The 15,483-nt window shown below is 63.3% G+C and carries 14 protein-coding genes; 11 read left to right on the top strand and 3 right to left on the bottom strand.

Annotation, left to right across the window (positions count from 1 at the left end):
• Positions 1-13 precede the first annotated feature (13 nt).
• Positions 14-181: a Trm112 family protein gene (locus OIM99_RS06730; protein WP_311850364.1), complete on the top strand. Its 168-nt coding sequence runs from the start codon at positions 14-16 to the stop codon at positions 179-181.
• Here OIM99_RS06730 and OIM99_RS06725 read toward each other — a convergent pair.
• A complete protein-coding gene (locus tag OIM99_RS06725) occupies positions 178-1,398 on the bottom strand; it encodes an FAD-dependent monooxygenase (RefSeq protein WP_311849557.1) in 1,221 nt (406 codons plus the stop codon). The genes OIM99_RS06730 and OIM99_RS06725 overlap by 4 nt on opposite strands.
• Before the next feature lie 266 nt (positions 1,399-1,664).
• Between OIM99_RS06725 and OIM99_RS06720 the strand changes: the two genes are divergently transcribed.
• The 9 genes from OIM99_RS06720 (at position 1,665) to OIM99_RS06680 (ending at position 13,448) form a co-directional block, all read left to right on the top strand.
• On the top strand, positions 1,665-2,972 hold the full coding sequence (locus OIM99_RS06720; protein ID WP_409371478.1) for an ammonium transporter: 1,308 nt from the start codon (positions 1,665-1,667) through the stop codon (positions 2,970-2,972).
• A 70-nt stretch (positions 2,973-3,042) separates the two neighbouring features.
• Positions 3,043-3,927, top strand: a complete 885-nt coding sequence (locus tag OIM99_RS06715; RefSeq protein WP_311849556.1) for an acyl-CoA thioesterase II — start codon at positions 3,043-3,045, stop codon at positions 3,925-3,927.
• A gap of 254 nt (positions 3,928-4,181) precedes the next feature.
• Positions 4,182-4,520, top strand: a complete 339-nt coding sequence (locus OIM99_RS06710) for a P-II family nitrogen regulator (RefSeq protein ID WP_311849555.1) — start codon at positions 4,182-4,184, stop codon at positions 4,518-4,520.
• A 29-nt stretch (positions 4,521-4,549) separates the two neighbouring features.
• On the top strand, positions 4,550-6,037 hold the full coding sequence (locus OIM99_RS06705) for an ammonium transporter (protein ID WP_311849554.1): 1,488 nt from the start codon (positions 4,550-4,552) through the stop codon (positions 6,035-6,037).
• A gap of 264 nt (positions 6,038-6,301) precedes the next feature.
• Positions 6,302-6,760: a 2Fe-2S iron-sulfur cluster-binding protein gene (locus OIM99_RS06700; RefSeq protein ID WP_311849553.1), complete on the top strand. Its 459-nt coding sequence runs from the start codon at positions 6,302-6,304 to the stop codon at positions 6,758-6,760.
• A 2-nt stretch (positions 6,761-6,762) separates the two neighbouring features.
• Complete coding sequence (locus OIM99_RS06695; RefSeq protein ID WP_311849552.1) at positions 6,763-8,961, top strand: xanthine dehydrogenase family protein molybdopterin-binding subunit; 2,199 nt, start codon at positions 6,763-6,765, stop codon at positions 8,959-8,961.
• A 207-nt stretch (positions 8,962-9,168) separates the two neighbouring features.
• Positions 9,169-11,766: a DNA translocase FtsK gene (locus tag OIM99_RS06690; RefSeq protein ID WP_311849551.1), complete on the top strand. Its 2,598-nt coding sequence runs from the start codon at positions 9,169-9,171 to the stop codon at positions 11,764-11,766.
• 76 nt (positions 11,767-11,842) lie between these two features.
• The gene (locus OIM99_RS06685) at positions 11,843-12,547 is read left to right on the top strand and encodes an outer-membrane lipoprotein carrier protein LolA (protein ID WP_311849550.1); all 705 of its coding nucleotides are present in this window, start codon (positions 11,843-11,845) and stop codon (positions 12,545-12,547) included.
• Positions 12,548-12,632: 85 nt separating this feature from the next.
• The gene (locus OIM99_RS06680) at positions 12,633-13,448 is read left to right on the top strand and encodes an exodeoxyribonuclease III (protein WP_311849549.1); all 816 of its coding nucleotides are present in this window, start codon (positions 12,633-12,635) and stop codon (positions 13,446-13,448) included.
• 171 nt (positions 13,449-13,619) lie between these two features.
• On the opposite strand, the gene OIM99_RS06675 is transcribed toward OIM99_RS06680, so the two are convergent.
• Both OIM99_RS06675 and OIM99_RS06670 read right to left on the bottom strand, forming a co-directional pair.
• Positions 13,620-14,066 carry a cyclic nucleotide-binding domain-containing protein gene (locus tag OIM99_RS06675; RefSeq protein WP_311849548.1) on the bottom strand — a complete coding sequence of 149 codons (447 nt, stop codon included), beginning with the start codon at positions 14,064-14,066 and terminating at the stop codon, positions 13,620-13,622.
• A 25-nt stretch (positions 14,067-14,091) separates the two neighbouring features.
• Entirely contained in the window at positions 14,092-14,772 is a 681-nt protein-coding gene (locus OIM99_RS06670; RefSeq protein WP_311849547.1) for a response regulator transcription factor, read from the bottom strand.
• Positions 14,773-14,937: 165 nt separating this feature from the next.
• Between OIM99_RS06670 and OIM99_RS06665 the strand changes: the two genes are divergently transcribed.
• Positions 14,938-15,483: a L,D-transpeptidase family protein gene (locus tag OIM99_RS06665; RefSeq protein ID WP_311849546.1), complete on the top strand. Its 546-nt coding sequence runs from the start codon at positions 14,938-14,940 to the stop codon at positions 15,481-15,483.

Raw genomic sequence — 15,483 nt, 5'->3', positions numbered from 1 at the left:
CGATCGCACGGTGATGGATCAACGCCTGTTGCAGGTTCTGGTATGCCCGGTAACGCGCGGTCCTTTGACCTATGATCGCGAAGCGCAGGAGCTGATTTCCGAATCGGCGCGCTATGCCTATCCGGTGCGCGACGGCATTCCGATTCTCATCATCGATGAGGCAAGACGGCTGGAGGATTAAGCCGCCGCTTTCTCCGCGCGAAACAGGCGCGGCGGCACGCCCGACAGGCCCATCGCTTCGTTGAGCAAAGCGCGCTTCAACAGCCGCGAATTCTCAACCACGGCGACGCCGCTGCGGCGCAGATCGGCGAGCGGACCTTTCATCTTGTAGATGTGATGCAACAGATCGACGCCCATCGCCGAGACGGCGGAATCGAAGCGGCGCGATGATTCATAAGACTTCAGCGTGATGTCGGAACCGATGTCGAGGCCCAGCGACGCCTGATCGATGATCGCATCGGTGAGGCAGCCGACATCGCGCAGCGCCAGATTGAGGCCTTGCCCGGCAAGCGGGTGAATGCGATGCGCCGCATCGCCTACCAGGGCAAAGCGCGGCGCAACGAACGTGCGCGCCAGCGCGAAAGTCAGCGGAAAGGTCAGCGGCTGATCGACAAGGCTCAGCGCGCCCCAGCGATGGCCGACGCGCCGCTCGACTTCCGCGAGAAAGGCGTCGTCCGTGAGCGCCATCGCCGCACTCGCCTCATCGGGCGTCGCCGTCCAGATCAGCGACGAACGCCGCCCCGGCAGAGGCAGCATGGCGATCGGGCCGGATTCGAGAAAATGCTGAACCGCCACGCCCTCATGATCGGCTTCATGGCCAATGGTCGCGGCCAGAGCCGTGCGCTGATAGTCCCAGGCGATCGATTTCAGCCCGGCCTGATCGCGCAGCGACGAACGGCTGCCATCGGCCGAGACTACCAGCCGCGCCGTCATCTCAGTGCCATCGGCAAGCCGCAGCCGCGCCATGGCCACGCCAGCTTCGAAAGACGCGGCATGCACCGGCTTGAAGTCCACGCCGGCAGTGGCGGCCGCGCGCTGCGCCGCCTCTTCCAGATCGGCATGGAAGGCGATGTGGGCGAGAACGGAGCCTTTTACATCGGCGCTGTCGAAGGTGAGGTTGGGGATGCGCACCGCATCGGAAAGCCGGGAATCGGAGATTTCCATCCGCGTCACCGCCGCCGCCCGGTCGGCCACCTCGGGCCAGATGCCCAGCCGCTCCAACATGATCCGCGGTCCCGGCGCCACCGCCGAGGTGCGATGATGCCGGCGCGGGCGGGCGAGCGCGCCGTCGACCAGCGCGACCGAAAGCGCCGAACCGGCCTGCCGCTTCAACGCCGTCGCCAGCACCAGCCCCGACAGGCCGCCGCCGACGACGATGACATCATGACTGCTACGCATCTGCGAAAATCCCTGATGCGCGCTTGTATCACGGCCTATCCACACGGTCAGGCTTATCGATGTGAATAGAAAATAGGCACTTTGCCGCGATTCGCTGCATCTAAGCCGCCGCCGGATTAGTCACGGCTTCAGGACACGCGTGAATCCCGCCCGCTGAACCGCGATTGCGCAGCCGCCCCGATCTTCCGCCGCTTATTCGAGCATTTGGCATAAGATTTGCTCATAATTTGCCCAAACCGCAGGATTTTAAGGCAGGGGCATTTCGGATGAAGCGTTTGGTAGGAACGGCCGCCGCGGCAACCATGCTGGCGACGACGGCAGCGCATGCACAAGAAACGATGAAAATCGATCCGGCCGATACCGGCTTCATGATCATCGCCACCGGCCTCGTGCTGCTCATGACCTTGCCCGGCCTGGCGCTGTTTTATTGCGGCATGGTGCGCAAAAAGAACGTGCTCGCCACCATGGCGCAGAGCGCAGCGGCCACCGCCATCGTCTCGATCCTGTGGTTCGTCGCCGGCTATTCGCTGACCTTCGCCGGCGAGGGCAGCATTTTCGGTTCGTTCGATCGCATCTTCTTCGCCGGCATCGGCCTGGAGTCGATCAATCCGGCAGCCAAGACCATCCCGGAACTGCTGTTCGCCGCCTATCAGATGACCTTCGCGGTGATTACCTGCGCGCTGGTCGGCGGCGCCGTGGCCGATCGCATGAAATTCTCGGCTTTCTGCTGGTTCTGCGTGCTCTGGCTGTTCGTCGTCTATGTGCCGCTGGCGCATATGGTGTGGGGCGGCGGCTGGCTAGCGAGCCTCGGCGTCATCGATTTCGCCGGCGGCACGGTGGTGCATATCAATGCCGGCGTCGCCGGCCTCGTCGCCTGCTATATGATCGGCAGCCGCCAGGGCTGGGGCCGCGAGAACATGTCGCCCTTCGATCTCACCCTCGCGGTGGTCGGCACCGGCCTGCTGTGGGTCGGCTGGTTCGGCTTCAATGGCGGCTCGGCGCTGGGTGCGGGCTCGCGCGCCGTCTTCGCCATCGTTGCCACCCATCTCGCCGCGTGCGCCGGCGCCATCGCCTGGAGCGCGCTCGAATGGATCGAACGCGGCAAGCCGTCGGTGCTCGGCGTCATTTCCGGCGCCATCGCCGGCCTCGGCACGATCACGCCGGCCTCCGGCTTCGTCCTGCCCTGGCATGGCCTGATCATCGGCGCGGTCGCCGGCATCGTCTGCTTCTATTTCTGCACGGCGATCAAGACGCGGCTCAAATATGACGATTCCCTCGACGTCTTCGGCGTTCACGGTGTCGGTGGCATTCTCGGCACCTTGGCCGCCGGCGTCTTCGCCACCGCTGCTCTCTCCGCCGCGCCCGATGCGCCCGGCGTCGCCGGCCTCCTCGAAGGCAATGTTCGCCAGCTCGGCATTCAAGCCATCGGCGTCATCGTCACCATTATCTGGTGTGTGATCGGCACGGCCATCGTGCTGAAAGCCCTCGACCTGACCATCGGCTTGCGCGTCAGCGCCGATCAGGAGCGCGAGGGCCTCGATCTGTCGATGCACGGCGAGGCGATTCACCCTTAAAATCGCCGATTTGACGGGCCGGCGCGAACACCCCTAGGAAGGTTCAACGACCGTTTTCCGGGTGTGTGCGATGGCCAGCGACAATAGCGACAACGACATTGTGCATCTCCTCGATCTCGAACAGATCGAGGAGACCATTTTTCGCGGTGTCGGCTTGCGCACGAGCTGGCGGCGCACATTCGGCGGCCTGGTGATCGCCCAGGCGGCGACGGCCGCCGCCCGCACGGTCGATCCCGACAAGCCGATGCATTCCCTGCACGGCTATTTCATCCTGCCCGGCGATTCCGTGAAACCCATCGTCTATCAGGTGGAGCGGGTGCGCGACGGCCGCAGTTTTTCGACAAGGCGCTGCGTCGCCATCCAAAACGGCCAGGTGATCTTCTTTCTCTCGGCCTCCTTCCATCTTGAGGAAGACGGCTTCTCGCATCAGACGCCGATGCCGATGAACGTGCCCGATCCGGATTCCCTGCCCAGTCTCGCCGACATCATGAAGAATTACGGCGAGATCATTCCGCCGGTCATCAAGCAATATTTCACCGGCGAACGGCCGATCGAACTGCGCCCGATCGATCTCGGCCGCTATCTGCCGCTGAAGGACGGCGAAATCCGGCCGGCCGAGCAGCGCGCCTGGGTGCGCGCCAGCCGCAAACTGCCCGATGACCCAGGCCTGCACCGCGCCGTGCTCGCCTATCTCTCCGACATGACCCTGCTCGACACCTCGCTCGTCACCCACGGCACCACCGTGTTCAGCCAGGAAATGCAGGCGGCGAGCCTCGACCACGCTTTGTGGTTCCACCGGCCGTTCCGTGCCGATGAATGGCTGCTCTACGTTCAAGACAGCCCCAATGCCAATGGCGCTCTCGGCCTCACCCGTGGCAGCATCTATGCCCGCAATGGCGATTTGGTCGCTTCCGTCGCCCAGGAAGGGCTGATCCGGCCGAAGGCAGCCAAATAAGACGCGGCGCCGCGCGGAAGCCAAGCTTCACAGGTGAAATGATCAGATTCTGGGCAGAGACCCCTTATCTGCCTAAATTTTAGCCATAGATTCCTGTCGCCCTGCGCCGAATCACGGCAGCAGCCCCGCCTAAGTCATTTGGCACGCAGATTGATTCCCAAACGAGCACGGGGCCGTCCGTACGATGCGCCGCGTGACTAGCCGGGGGCGTCGCATTCCGCGCGTCGAATTTGCGGCCAAGCAGGGAAAAGCGAATGAAGATAGTCATGGCAATCATCAAGCCGTTTAAGCTTGACGAGGTGCGCGATGCGCTCACCGCCGTTGGGGTGCACGGCCTCACCGTTTCCGAAGTCAAAGGTTACGGCCGCCAAAAGGGCCATACCGAAATTTATCGCGGCGCCGAATATGCTGTCAGCTTCCTGCCGAAGCTGAAGATCGAAGTCGCGGTCGCCTCCGAACTCACCGACACGGTCGTTGACGCCATCATCGCCGCCGCCCGCACCGGCCAGATCGGCGACGGCAAGATTTTCGTCTCATCCCTCGAACGTGCCGTCCGTATCCGCACGGGCGAAAAAGATTCCGACGCGCTTTGAGCCTTAAGCCTTTCTCCAGGAGCAACTTAATGACACTGATACCTCACCTTCGCAGGTTTGCCGGCCTATCTGGCCTGGCCTGCACCCTGGCGCTTGGCTCGGCTCTGCCGGCTTTCGCCCAGGCCGCGGCCGCCCCGGTTCCCAACAAGGGCGACACCGCTTGGCTGCTCGTCGCCACCGCCTTCGTCATGTTGATGTCGATCCCCGGCCTCGCGCTGTTCTACGGCGGCCTCGTGCGCAGCAAGAACATGTTGTCGGTGCTCACCCAGGTCTTCATGATCGTCTGTCTCGTGTCGATCATCTGGGTCGTCTACGGTTATTCGCTGGCCTTCACCAACGGCGGCAGCCTCAACGACTTCGTCGGCGGCTTCTCCAAGGCCTTCTTGATGGGCGTGACGCCTGAAACCACGGCGGGCACGTTCTCGAACGGTGTCGTCGTTCCGGAAATGGCTTATCTGGCCTTCCAGATGACCTTCGCCTGCATCACCCCGGCCCTCATCGTCGGCGCCTTCGCCGAACGCATGAAGTTCTCGGCGCTGGTGCTGTTCACCATTCTCTGGGTGAGCCTGATCTACTTCCCGATGGCCCACATGGTTTGGTACTGGGCCGGCCCGGATGCGATCGGCGATGCGGCCAAGGCAGTGGCTGGCGCGGCTGACGAAGCGGCCAAGAAAGTGGCGCAGGCGAAGCTCGACGAAGTCAAGCTCGATGCCGGCATGCTGTTCCAGTGGGGCGCGCTCGACTTCGCCGGCGGCACGGTCGTTCACATCAACGCCGGTATTGCTGGTCTCGTCGGCTGCCTGATGCTCGGCAAGCGCATCGGCTATCCGCGTGAAATGATGGCGCCGCACTCGCTGACGCTGACCATGGTCGGCGCTTCGCTGCTGTGGTTCGGCTGGTTCGGCTTCAACGCCGGTTCGAACCTCGAAGCCAACGGCACCACCGCCATGGCCTTCCTCAACACCTTCGTTGCCACGTCGGCCGCGGCGCTCGCCTGGCTGTTCGCGGAATGGGGTGCGAAGGGCAAGCCGTCGCTGCTCGGCATGGTCTCGGGTGCGATCGCCGGTCTCGTCGCCATCACGCCGGCGTCGGGTTTCGCCGGACCGATGGGTTCGATCGTCCTCGGCATCGTCGCCGGTGTGGTCTGCTTCTTCTTCGTCGCGACGGTGAAGAACAAACTCGGCTACGACGACTCGCTCGACGTCTTCGGCGTCCATTGCATCGGTGGCATCATCGGCGCGCTCGGCACGGGCATCCTGGTCAACCAGGCACTCGGCGGCGCCGGCATCCCCGACTATGAAAGCAAGCCCGGCGAACTGGCCCTCGCGGTCTATGACTTCGGTCCGGCATTCATGGCGCAGGTGAAGGCCGTGATCTTCACTCTGCTGTGGTCCGGCATCGGCTCGGCGATCCTCTACAAGATCGTCGATCTGATCATCGGCCTGCGCGTCGCTCCCGACCAGGAACGCGAAGGTCTCGACATCGCCGAACACGGCGAGCGTGCCTACAACAACTGATCATCGCTCATTCGCGATCACGAACGGCGCCCTTCGGGGCGCCGTTTTTGTTTGCGATCCCTTACAAAATCCATCGCCCTTCGACAGGCATTAATTCTGCCCGGAGATATTTTCTCCGCGCGATGCGTCCCTTCACAACGGCGTGAGCCACACTTGATGGGATCGTTCCGCAACCCCACGATTCCCGCGCGGGGCGCCGCCCTTCTCCTTCCCTCCGGCGCCGGCGACACAACTCATAAAGATCGAAGCTCAGAGGAGCGCAGAATGGTTGCTTTCACCCTCAACGGCAAAGCACACACGCTGGACGTTGACCCACAGATGCCGCTGCTGTGGGCAATCCGCGATGTGATTGGCCTGACCGGCACGAAGTTCGGTTGCGGCATGGCGCAATGCGGCGCTTGCACGGTTCATGTCGATGGCGCGCCGGTGCGCGCGTGTCAGACCGAGATCGGCAATATTGACGGCGCTTCGATCACCACCATCGAAGGCCTGTCGGGCAAGGTCGCCGAAACCGTGCAAAAGGTCTGGAGCGAACTCGACGTGCCGCAATGCGGCTATTGTCAGTCCGGCCAGATCATGTCGGCCACCGCTCTTTTGACCGACACGCCGAAACCCTCGAACGACGACATCGATTCGGCCATGAGCGGCAATCTCTGTCGCTGCGCCACTTATCACCGCATCCGTGCGGCCATCCACGAAGCCTCCAACCGGCTGGGAGGCTGATCATGTTGCACTTCCGCGCACAAACCGGCGCCGCCCAACCGACCCGCCGGCATTTCCTCATCGGTACCGCCGCCGCGACGGCCGGTCTGACCATCGGTTACCAGCTGGCGGTCTCACCCGCCGAGGCCCAGACCGCGCCGGCCCCGCAAGCCATCAATCCGTTCCAGGCCTATGTGGAGATCACGCCTGACAACCGGATCGTCATCCACTCCTCGCAGTTCGAAATGGGGCAGGGCTCCTATTTCGGCATCGCCACCCTGGTGATGGAGGAATTGGACGGCGACTGGAAGCAGGTCGACGTGATCGGCGCCTGGGGCCCCACCGCTCTCTACGGCAATCTCGCCATGGGCGGTGCCTTCCAGATCACCGGCGGCTCGACGTCGATGACATCCTCGTGGGAGCGCTATCGCAAGGCCGGCGCCACCGCGCGCGCCATGCTGGTCTCAGCCGCGGCGAAGCAATGGAATGTACCGGAAAGCGAGATCAAGGTCGCGGGCGGCACGCTGACCAATGCCGCAGGCCGAACGGTGACCTTCGGCGATCTGGCGGCGGCGGCAGCCGCGCTGCCCATTCCCGCCAACGTGCCGCTGAAGCCGCGCGAGCGCTGGACGCAGATCGGCTCCACCACGCTCAAGCGCTACGATTCAACCGGCAAGACCAACGGCACGCAAAACTACACCATTGACGTGAAGATGGACGGCCTGCTGACGGCGGTGATGATCCATCCGCCGAAGTTCGGTGCGCAGGTGAAGCGTTTCGATGCGTCGAAGGCGAAAGCTCTCGACGGCGTCGTCGATGTCGTGCAGATCCCGCGCGGCATCGCCGTCGTCGGCCGCAACATGTGGGCCGCTTTGAAAGGCCGCGACCTGACATCGGTCGAGTGGGACGAAAGCCAGGCCGAGCAACGTGGCAGTGCGGAACTGCTCGACCAATATCAGAAACTCGCCAAAGGCGCGGGCGCTGTCACCGCGCGCAATGACGGCAATGTCGCCGGCGCTTTCAGCACGGGCGCGCAGACGATCGAAGCAGTCTATGAGTTTCCCTATCTGGCGCATGCGGCCATCGAACCGCTGAACGCGGTCGCGCGCATCAGCGAAGACGGCCGCGTCGAGGTTTGGGGCGGCCATCAGATGCCGGGCCTCTATCAGGCGATCGCCGCGCAAGTGGCCGGCACGACGCCGGACAAAGTCGTTCTGCATGTGATGAAGACGGGCGGCAGCTTCGGCCGTCGCGCCGTCGCCGATGGCGATCTGATCGCCGAAGCGGTTTCCATCGCCAAGGCGCTTGGCCCCGGCAAGCCGGTGAAGGTGCAATGGACACGCGAGAACGATATGCGCGGCGGGCGTTACCGTCCCGCTTACGTGCATGCGATGAAAGCGAGCCTCGACAAGGATGGCAAACTGATCGCGCTCTATGACCACATCGTCGGTCAGTCGATCATGGACGGCGGTCCGTTTGCCATGATGATCAAGGACGGCATCGATCCGACTTCGGTCGAGGGCGCGGCCAACATGCCCTATGCGATCCCCAACCTGAAAGTCGATCTCTCCACGGTCTCCTCCAAAATACCCGTGCTGTGGTGGCGTTCCGTCGGCTCCACCCATACGGCCTATGCGGTGGAAACTTTCGTCGATGAACTGGCGGCGGCGGCCAAGCGCGATCCGATCGACTTCCGGCTCGCCATGCTCGACAAGCATCCACGCCATGCCGCGGTGCTGAAACTCGCCGCTGAAAAGGCCGGCTGGGGCACGCCGCTGCCGCAGGGCCGCTTCCGTGGCGTGGCGCTGCACGAAAGCTTCTCCACTTTTGTCGCGCAGGTGGTCGAGATCACGGTCAAAAGTGGCAATGACTTCTCGGTCGACCGGGTCGTCTGCGCCGTCGACTGCGGCACGGCGATCAATCCCGATCAGATCCGCGCCCAGATGGAAGGCGGCATCGGCTTCGGCCTTGGCGCCATTCTGCAGGAAGAGCTGACCCTAACGGGCGGCGTGGTCGACCAGCGGAACTATGACACCTACACGCCCCTGCGCATCAACCAGATGCCCAAGGTGGAGGTGCATATCGTGGCGTCGAACGAGCCGCCGACCGGCGTCGGCGAACCGGGCGTACCGCCGATCGGACCGGCGGTCGCCAATGCGCTGCGCGCAGCGACGGGAAAAACGGTGCGCCAACTGCCGATCCTGAAGCATTTGTCGACGTGAAGTAAACCGCGCTTCGATCGAGGCGCAGCTCTCTAACCGCTTATTTTAACAGGCTGTTTCGCCGTTTGACGTTCACCCGTCAGACGGCGAAATGGCATGGTGCGGGAGGGGTAAGGTTAAGCGCGCATTAACCGCGCGCACCGTAGCATTAAGGCTCACGCGGCGGCCCGCCAGACCATTCCTCGCGACTGATTGTTTGCTTGCACGATGCGCACCCACAATTCATCGGTACTGGAACGCATTCCCGATCCAGTCCGCCTCTATTTCGGCCGCCGTCTGGCCGAAAGCGCCGGCCTGTTGCTGCTGGTGCTCGCCGGGTGTTTCGTCGTCGCTCTGGTCTCATGGTCGGCGCTTGACCCAAGCCTGAACTACGCCGCCTCCGGCCGCGTCCGCAATCTGCTCGGCAAGAACGGCGCCATCGTCTCCGATCTGAGCATGCAATTGTTCGGACTGGCCTCGATCGGCTTCATACCGCCTCTGCTCGGCTGGGCCGTGTCGCTCTTGTCGCGCCGCCGCCTCGATCGCATCGCTTTCCGCATTCTGTGCATGGTCGTCGGCGTGGTCTGCGCCGCCGGCATCGTCTCCCTATTTCCCGCCAGCAGCAGCTGGCCGCTGCCGACAGGCCTCGGTGGCGTCATCGGCGATGCCATGCTGGCGCTGCCCCGGCGCGGGCTCGGCGGCAGCACCATCATCGTCGGCGTTTTCGCCGCCATCATCGGTGCCGTCGCCATCGTCGCCTTCACCGCCGCCATGGGCCGCGTCGCCGACGATCCGCAGGAAGCCCTGGCCGATGAATACGATCTGCCGCCGAAGAAGAAGCGCGCCCGCGCCGCGGCCGAACCGGAAGACGAGGAAGATCGCGGCAGCGAACCGGGCTTCGCGCTGACCTTGCTCGGTGGCGCCATCCATCTGGCGCTGCGCAGCAAGGCAACTCTTGGCCGCCTCTTCAGCCGCAAGGCGGCACGTTCCACTTACGACGACCGCGACGAGCCGGATTTCGAGCCGAAACCCCGCGCCCGCGTGACACCGCCCGTCGAACCCGACTATGAGCCGGAGCCTGCGCCGCGCAAGCCGCCGCGCCGCATCACCATCGATGCGCCGGTTTCCTTCGACGTGCCCGTCGCCCGCGAAGCCGCGCAATATGATGCCGCCAATCAAGACCTCGAACTGACGGCGGAATCGCGCGTCGCCAAACCGGCGGCCGCGATCAAGCCGGGCAAGCGCGCCTCGCGCGAAGCCCAGCCCTCCTTCCTCGACCGTTCACGCTACGAACTGCCGCCGCTGCTGCTGCTCGCCGAAGCCAAGAAGCTCAGCGTCGGCAAACTCTCCGAGGACGCGCTCGAACAGAATGCGCGTCTGCTCGAAGGCGTGCTCGACGACTTCGGCGTCAAGGGCGAGATCATCAATGTGCGCCCCGGCCCGGTCGTCACGCTCTATGAACTGGAGCCGGCGCCCGGCATCAAATCGTCGCGCGTCATTGGCCTCGCCGACGACATCGCCCGCTCCATGTCAGCGGTCTCGGCGCGTGTCGCCGTCGTGCAGGGTCGCAACGCCATCGGCATCGAACTGCCGAACCAGCGTCGCGAAACCGTTTATCTGCGCGAACTTCTCGCCTCGGAAGATTTCGAGAAGTCGAAGCACCGCCTGACCATCGCGCTCGGCAAGACCATCGGCGGCGAGCCGGTCATCGTCGATCTCGCGCGCATGCCGCATCTGCTCGTCGCCGGCACCACCGGCTCGGGCAAGTCGGTCGCCATCAACACCATGATCCTGTCGCTGCTCTATCGGCTCAAGCCCGACGAGTGCAAACTGATCATGATCGATCCGAAGATGCTGGAACTGTCCATCTACGACGGCATTCCGCATCTGCTGACCCCCGTCGTCACCGATCCGAAGAAAGCCGTCGTGGCTCTTAAATGGGCCGTGCGCGAGATGGAGGATCGCTACAAGAAAATGTCGAAGGTCGGTGTGCGCAACATCGACGGCTTCAACGCGCGCGTCACGGAAGCGGCCGCCAAGGGCGAGGTCATCACCCGCACCGTGCAGACCGGCTATGACCGCGAGACCGGCGAAGCGATTTTCGAGACGGAAGAGATGAATCTCGACCGTCTGCCTTTCATTGTCGTCATCGTCGACGAAATGGCCGACCTGATGATGGTCGCCGGCAAGGACATCGAAGGCGCGATCCAGCGTCTGGCGCAGATGGCGCGCGCCGCCGGCATCCACCTCATCATGGCGACGCAGCGCCCCTCGGTCGACGTCATCACCGGCACGATCAAGGCCAACTTCCCGACGCGCATTTCCTTCCAGGTGACCTCGAAGATCGACAGCCGCACCATTCTGGGCGAGCAGGGCGCCGAACAACTGCTGGGCCAGGGCGACATGCTCTATATGGCCGGCGGCGGCCGCATCTCGCGCGTCCACGGACCCTTCGTCTCGGACCAGGAAGTCGAAAAGATCGTCGGCCATCTCAAGACCCAGGGCACGCCGGAATATCTGGAAGCCATCACCACCGAGGACGAAAGCGACGACGGCGGTGGCGAAGCGGCCTATCCCGGCTCGATGGACGCCGAGGAATCGGGCGACTATTACGACCGCGCCGTGGCCATCGTGCTGCGCGACCGCAAATGTTCGACGAGTTACATCCAGCGGCGCCTGTCGGTCGGCTACAACAAGGCCGCCTCCTTGGTCGAGCGGATGGAGCAAGAAGGCGTTGTCAGTGCGGCAAATCACGCCGGCAAACGTGAAATCCTGGTGGGTGGTGGCGTAGATCGTGGCGCGTTCGACCCGGGTCCGGATGACTGAAACGGTCGTGTAACGGCCGAACATTCGCCATAACCGGTGCCTATTTAAGCCCATGACCGTTCGAAAGGCAGTTGAAATGCGCCATTTTATGCTCGTTCTGGGCCTTGGAGCCGCGATTTCCGCAGCTTCGCCCGCGATGGGTCCCGCCTGGGCGCAGATGGATATTCTGGGCGGCGGCAAAAAGCCCGCACCAGCCACCCAGGCGATCGACAAGGCCGCCCCGCCGGCCCGCATCGCCACGCAAGACGGCGCCGCGGCCGTCCGGCGCGCCAACGCCTATTTCAACGGCGTGACCACGCTGGTCGGCGATTTCACCCAGACCGGCAACGACGGCAAGAAAACGTCCGGCACGCTCTCGGTGCAGAAGCCGGGCAAGCTGCGCTTCGAATATGACCGGCCCTCGCCGCTGGAAATCATCGCCGACGGCACCAGCGTCGCCATCCGCAATCGCAAGCTGGCCACCCAGGATCTCTATTTCATCGGCCAGACGCCGCTGAAATTCCTGCTCAAGCAGAACATCGACCTCGCCCGCGACACCAAGATTCTCGATGTCACCCAGGCTGCCGACGTGACCACGATCAAGATCGAGGACAAGGCCACTTTCGGCGGCACATCGCGCATCTCGCTGGTGTTCAACTCATCGGATTTCAGCCTGCGCAATTGGGTCGTCACCGACCCGCAGGGTTATGAAACCCGCGTCGTGCTGAGCAATGTCGACCTGAAGAAGACGCCGGACCCGAGCCTCTTCCGCATCAACTACGACCGCACCGACAACAACTGATCGGCCGCCGAGCGACCACAGCTCGGCCATTTCGACTTCAGCGCCTCGCATGCTATCGGATGCATGAGAGAAGCTTGGATAGTCGATGACCAAACGTATCGCCACGTGGAATATAAATTCCGTCCGCCTGCGCATGCCGCTGATCGAGCGATTCGTTCAATCGCATCAGCCTGACATTCTGTGTCTGCAGGAAATCAAATGCCGGCAGGCGGAATTTCCCTCCGCGCCGTTGACGGCCATGGGCTACAAGCACATCGCGATCAATGCGCAGAAGGGCTATCACGGCGTCGCCATCGCTTCGCGCGTGCCGTTCGATAGATCGTTCACGCGGGAATTCTGCCAGAAGGGCGACGCGCGCCATATCGCGGCGACCTTCGATCCCGGCGTGCTCGGCGCCGAACCGGTGACCGTACATAATTTCTACATTCCCGCCGGCGGCGACATTCCCGATCCGCAGCTCAATCCGAAATTCGAACACAAGCTCAGTTTCCTCGACGAGCTTGAAGCCTGGACGAAGAGCGACGGCCTTGCCAATGGCAAGTCGGTCCTGGTCGGCGATCTCAATATCGCGCCGCTTGAAACCGACGTATGGAATCACAAGGCGCTGCTGAAAATCATCAGCCACACGCCGATCGAAGTGGACCGTCTGCAACGCGTCTTCGGCGCCGGTCCCTGGGTCGATGCCATCCGCCATCTTGTGCCCGAGCCGGAGCGGCTTTTCACATGGTGGAGCTATCGCTCGCCCAATTGGGAAGCCGCCAACAAAGGCCGCCGCCTCGATCACATCTGGCTCAGCAAAACCCTGGCGCCGCAATTGAAGACGATGGAAATTTTGAAAGACGCACGCGGCTGGGATCGCCCCTCCGATCACGTGCCCGTCACCGTCGATCTCGAGGATTAATTCGAAGCCTCGGTGTCATCCCGGACGCGAAGCGATCCGGGAACCAGGGGCGTGTGACGAATGAGAATTGTCTTGAAGCGTTGAGGCGGATATTAGCGCGATTGAACGCTTTACCGCTCGCCCCTGGATACCGGATCGCCTGCGGCGTCCGGTATGACACAGCGGCCTACATCAGCCTTCCAACACGCCGCGCATCTGCGCCAGATCGCGGCTGGTGCGCGTCAGCCGTTCAGTCATGCGCGTCTTGAGCCGGTTGGCGCTCACCGGAAATTCGCCGAGCACGCGGCGAAACAGCGCGCGCGACACGAACAGCACCTGCGAAGGTTGCAGCGCCGTGGCAGTGGCGCCGCATTCGGTTTCCGAGATCAAGGCCACTTCGCCGATCAGCGTGCCGGCACCCGCGATATGGCGCGCGACGCTGCCGCCCTGATCGAGCGCGACGCGGCCGCTCAACACCAGATAGCCACCTTCCGACGGATCGCCCGCCTTGAACAGCACGTCATCGGCTTTGAGATTGCGCGTTATCCCTGAGAAAGCGATCAGACGGATCGCCTCGACTTCCATCTGATCGAAAACCGGCACCGCCGACAGGGTTCGGATATCGTCTTCTAGGGACATGGCGAACCATTACTCTCTCAACGCGTCAAGGCACCAGCTTATAGCCGCCCGCTTCCGTCACCAGCAATTGGGCGCTGGCGGGATCTTTCTCGATCTTCTGGCGCAGGCGATAGATATGCGTTTCAAGCGTATGCGTGGTGACATTGGCGTTATAGCCCCACACTTCGCGCAGCAGCACGTCGCGCGTCACCACCTGCTGGCCGGCACGATAGAGGAAGCGCAGGATCGCCGTTTCCTTTTCCGTCAGCCGCAGTTTGCTGCCCTTGTCGTTGACCAGCATTTTGCTGCTCGGCTTGAACGAATAGATGCCGATCTGGAAAGTCGCGTCGTCGCTCGATTCGTGCTGGCGCAGATGGGCGCGGATGCGCGCCAGCAGCACGGCGAATTTGAACGGTTTGCTGACATAGTCATTGGCGCCGGAATCGAGCCCCAGCACCGCATCGGCATCGGAGGTCTGGCCGGTCAGCATGATGATCGGGTTCTTGAACCCGTCCTTGCGCATGATCCGCACCGCCTCCCGTCCATCCATGTCGGGCAGGCCTACGTCCATGATGACGAGATCGGGCGTCTGGGCGCGGGTAATTTGCAGCGCCTTGGTCGCCGTATCGGCCTCGATGGTCGAGAATTCTTCATGCAAATCGAGCTGGCTGGCCAAAGCGGTGCGCAAATCGACGTCATCGTCGGTGATGAGGATTTTTCGGATCAAGTGCGGTGCCGGTCCAACTGGGCGCTGGGCGAAGCCACGAAGCGCGGAAATTGCGAAACGCAAATGATTTGCGCTGCACGATATTCGAGGAAATCGGCCCGATCCGCAAGCGACGGTGCCCCGAACTGATTGATCTGCCGTCAAATGCCATGCACAAACAGGTGAATGCCGCAGCCCCGTGTCGCCGTGAAGCCGATTTCCCGTCTCCGCGTTTTCCAAGCTCTCGGCGGCCGCGCCAACGGCCGGCTGACCATCGGCGCGTTAACCCTTCCCTGCAAACTGGGCCCGGCCGGGATCGTCCATGCCAAGCGGGAGGGCGACGGGGCGACGCCGGCCGGCATTTATCACCTTTACCGTGGCTTTTACCGCCCGGATCGCCTCCCCCGACCCATAATCGCAATCCCGATCCGGCCGTTGCGCCGTCAGGACGGCTGGTGTGACGACCGGGCAAGCGGCCAATACAACCGCCTGGTCACCCGGCCTTTCCCCGCCAGCCATGAGGCGATGTGGATGGAGGCGCCGATTTACGACGTTGTTTTGATCCTCGACCATAACCACCAGCCCCGGATCAAAGGCGGCGGCAGCGCCATTTTCTTCCACCTGACCCGAACCCCGCCGGCCCCGACCGCCGGCTGCGTCGCTGTCTCAGCGGACGCCATGCGCCGGCTGCTGCCGCGCCTCGCCCGCGACTGCCGCATGATCATCGGCTGA

The organism is Methylocella sp. CPCC 101449 (assembly GCF_031921685.1).
In the GTDB taxonomy this organism is placed as follows: Bacteria; Pseudomonadota; Alphaproteobacteria; order Rhizobiales; family Beijerinckiaceae; genus Terripilifer.
The sequence above is the reverse complement of the archived record's forward strand: the minus strand, read 5'-3'. Positions and strand labels throughout refer to the sequence as shown.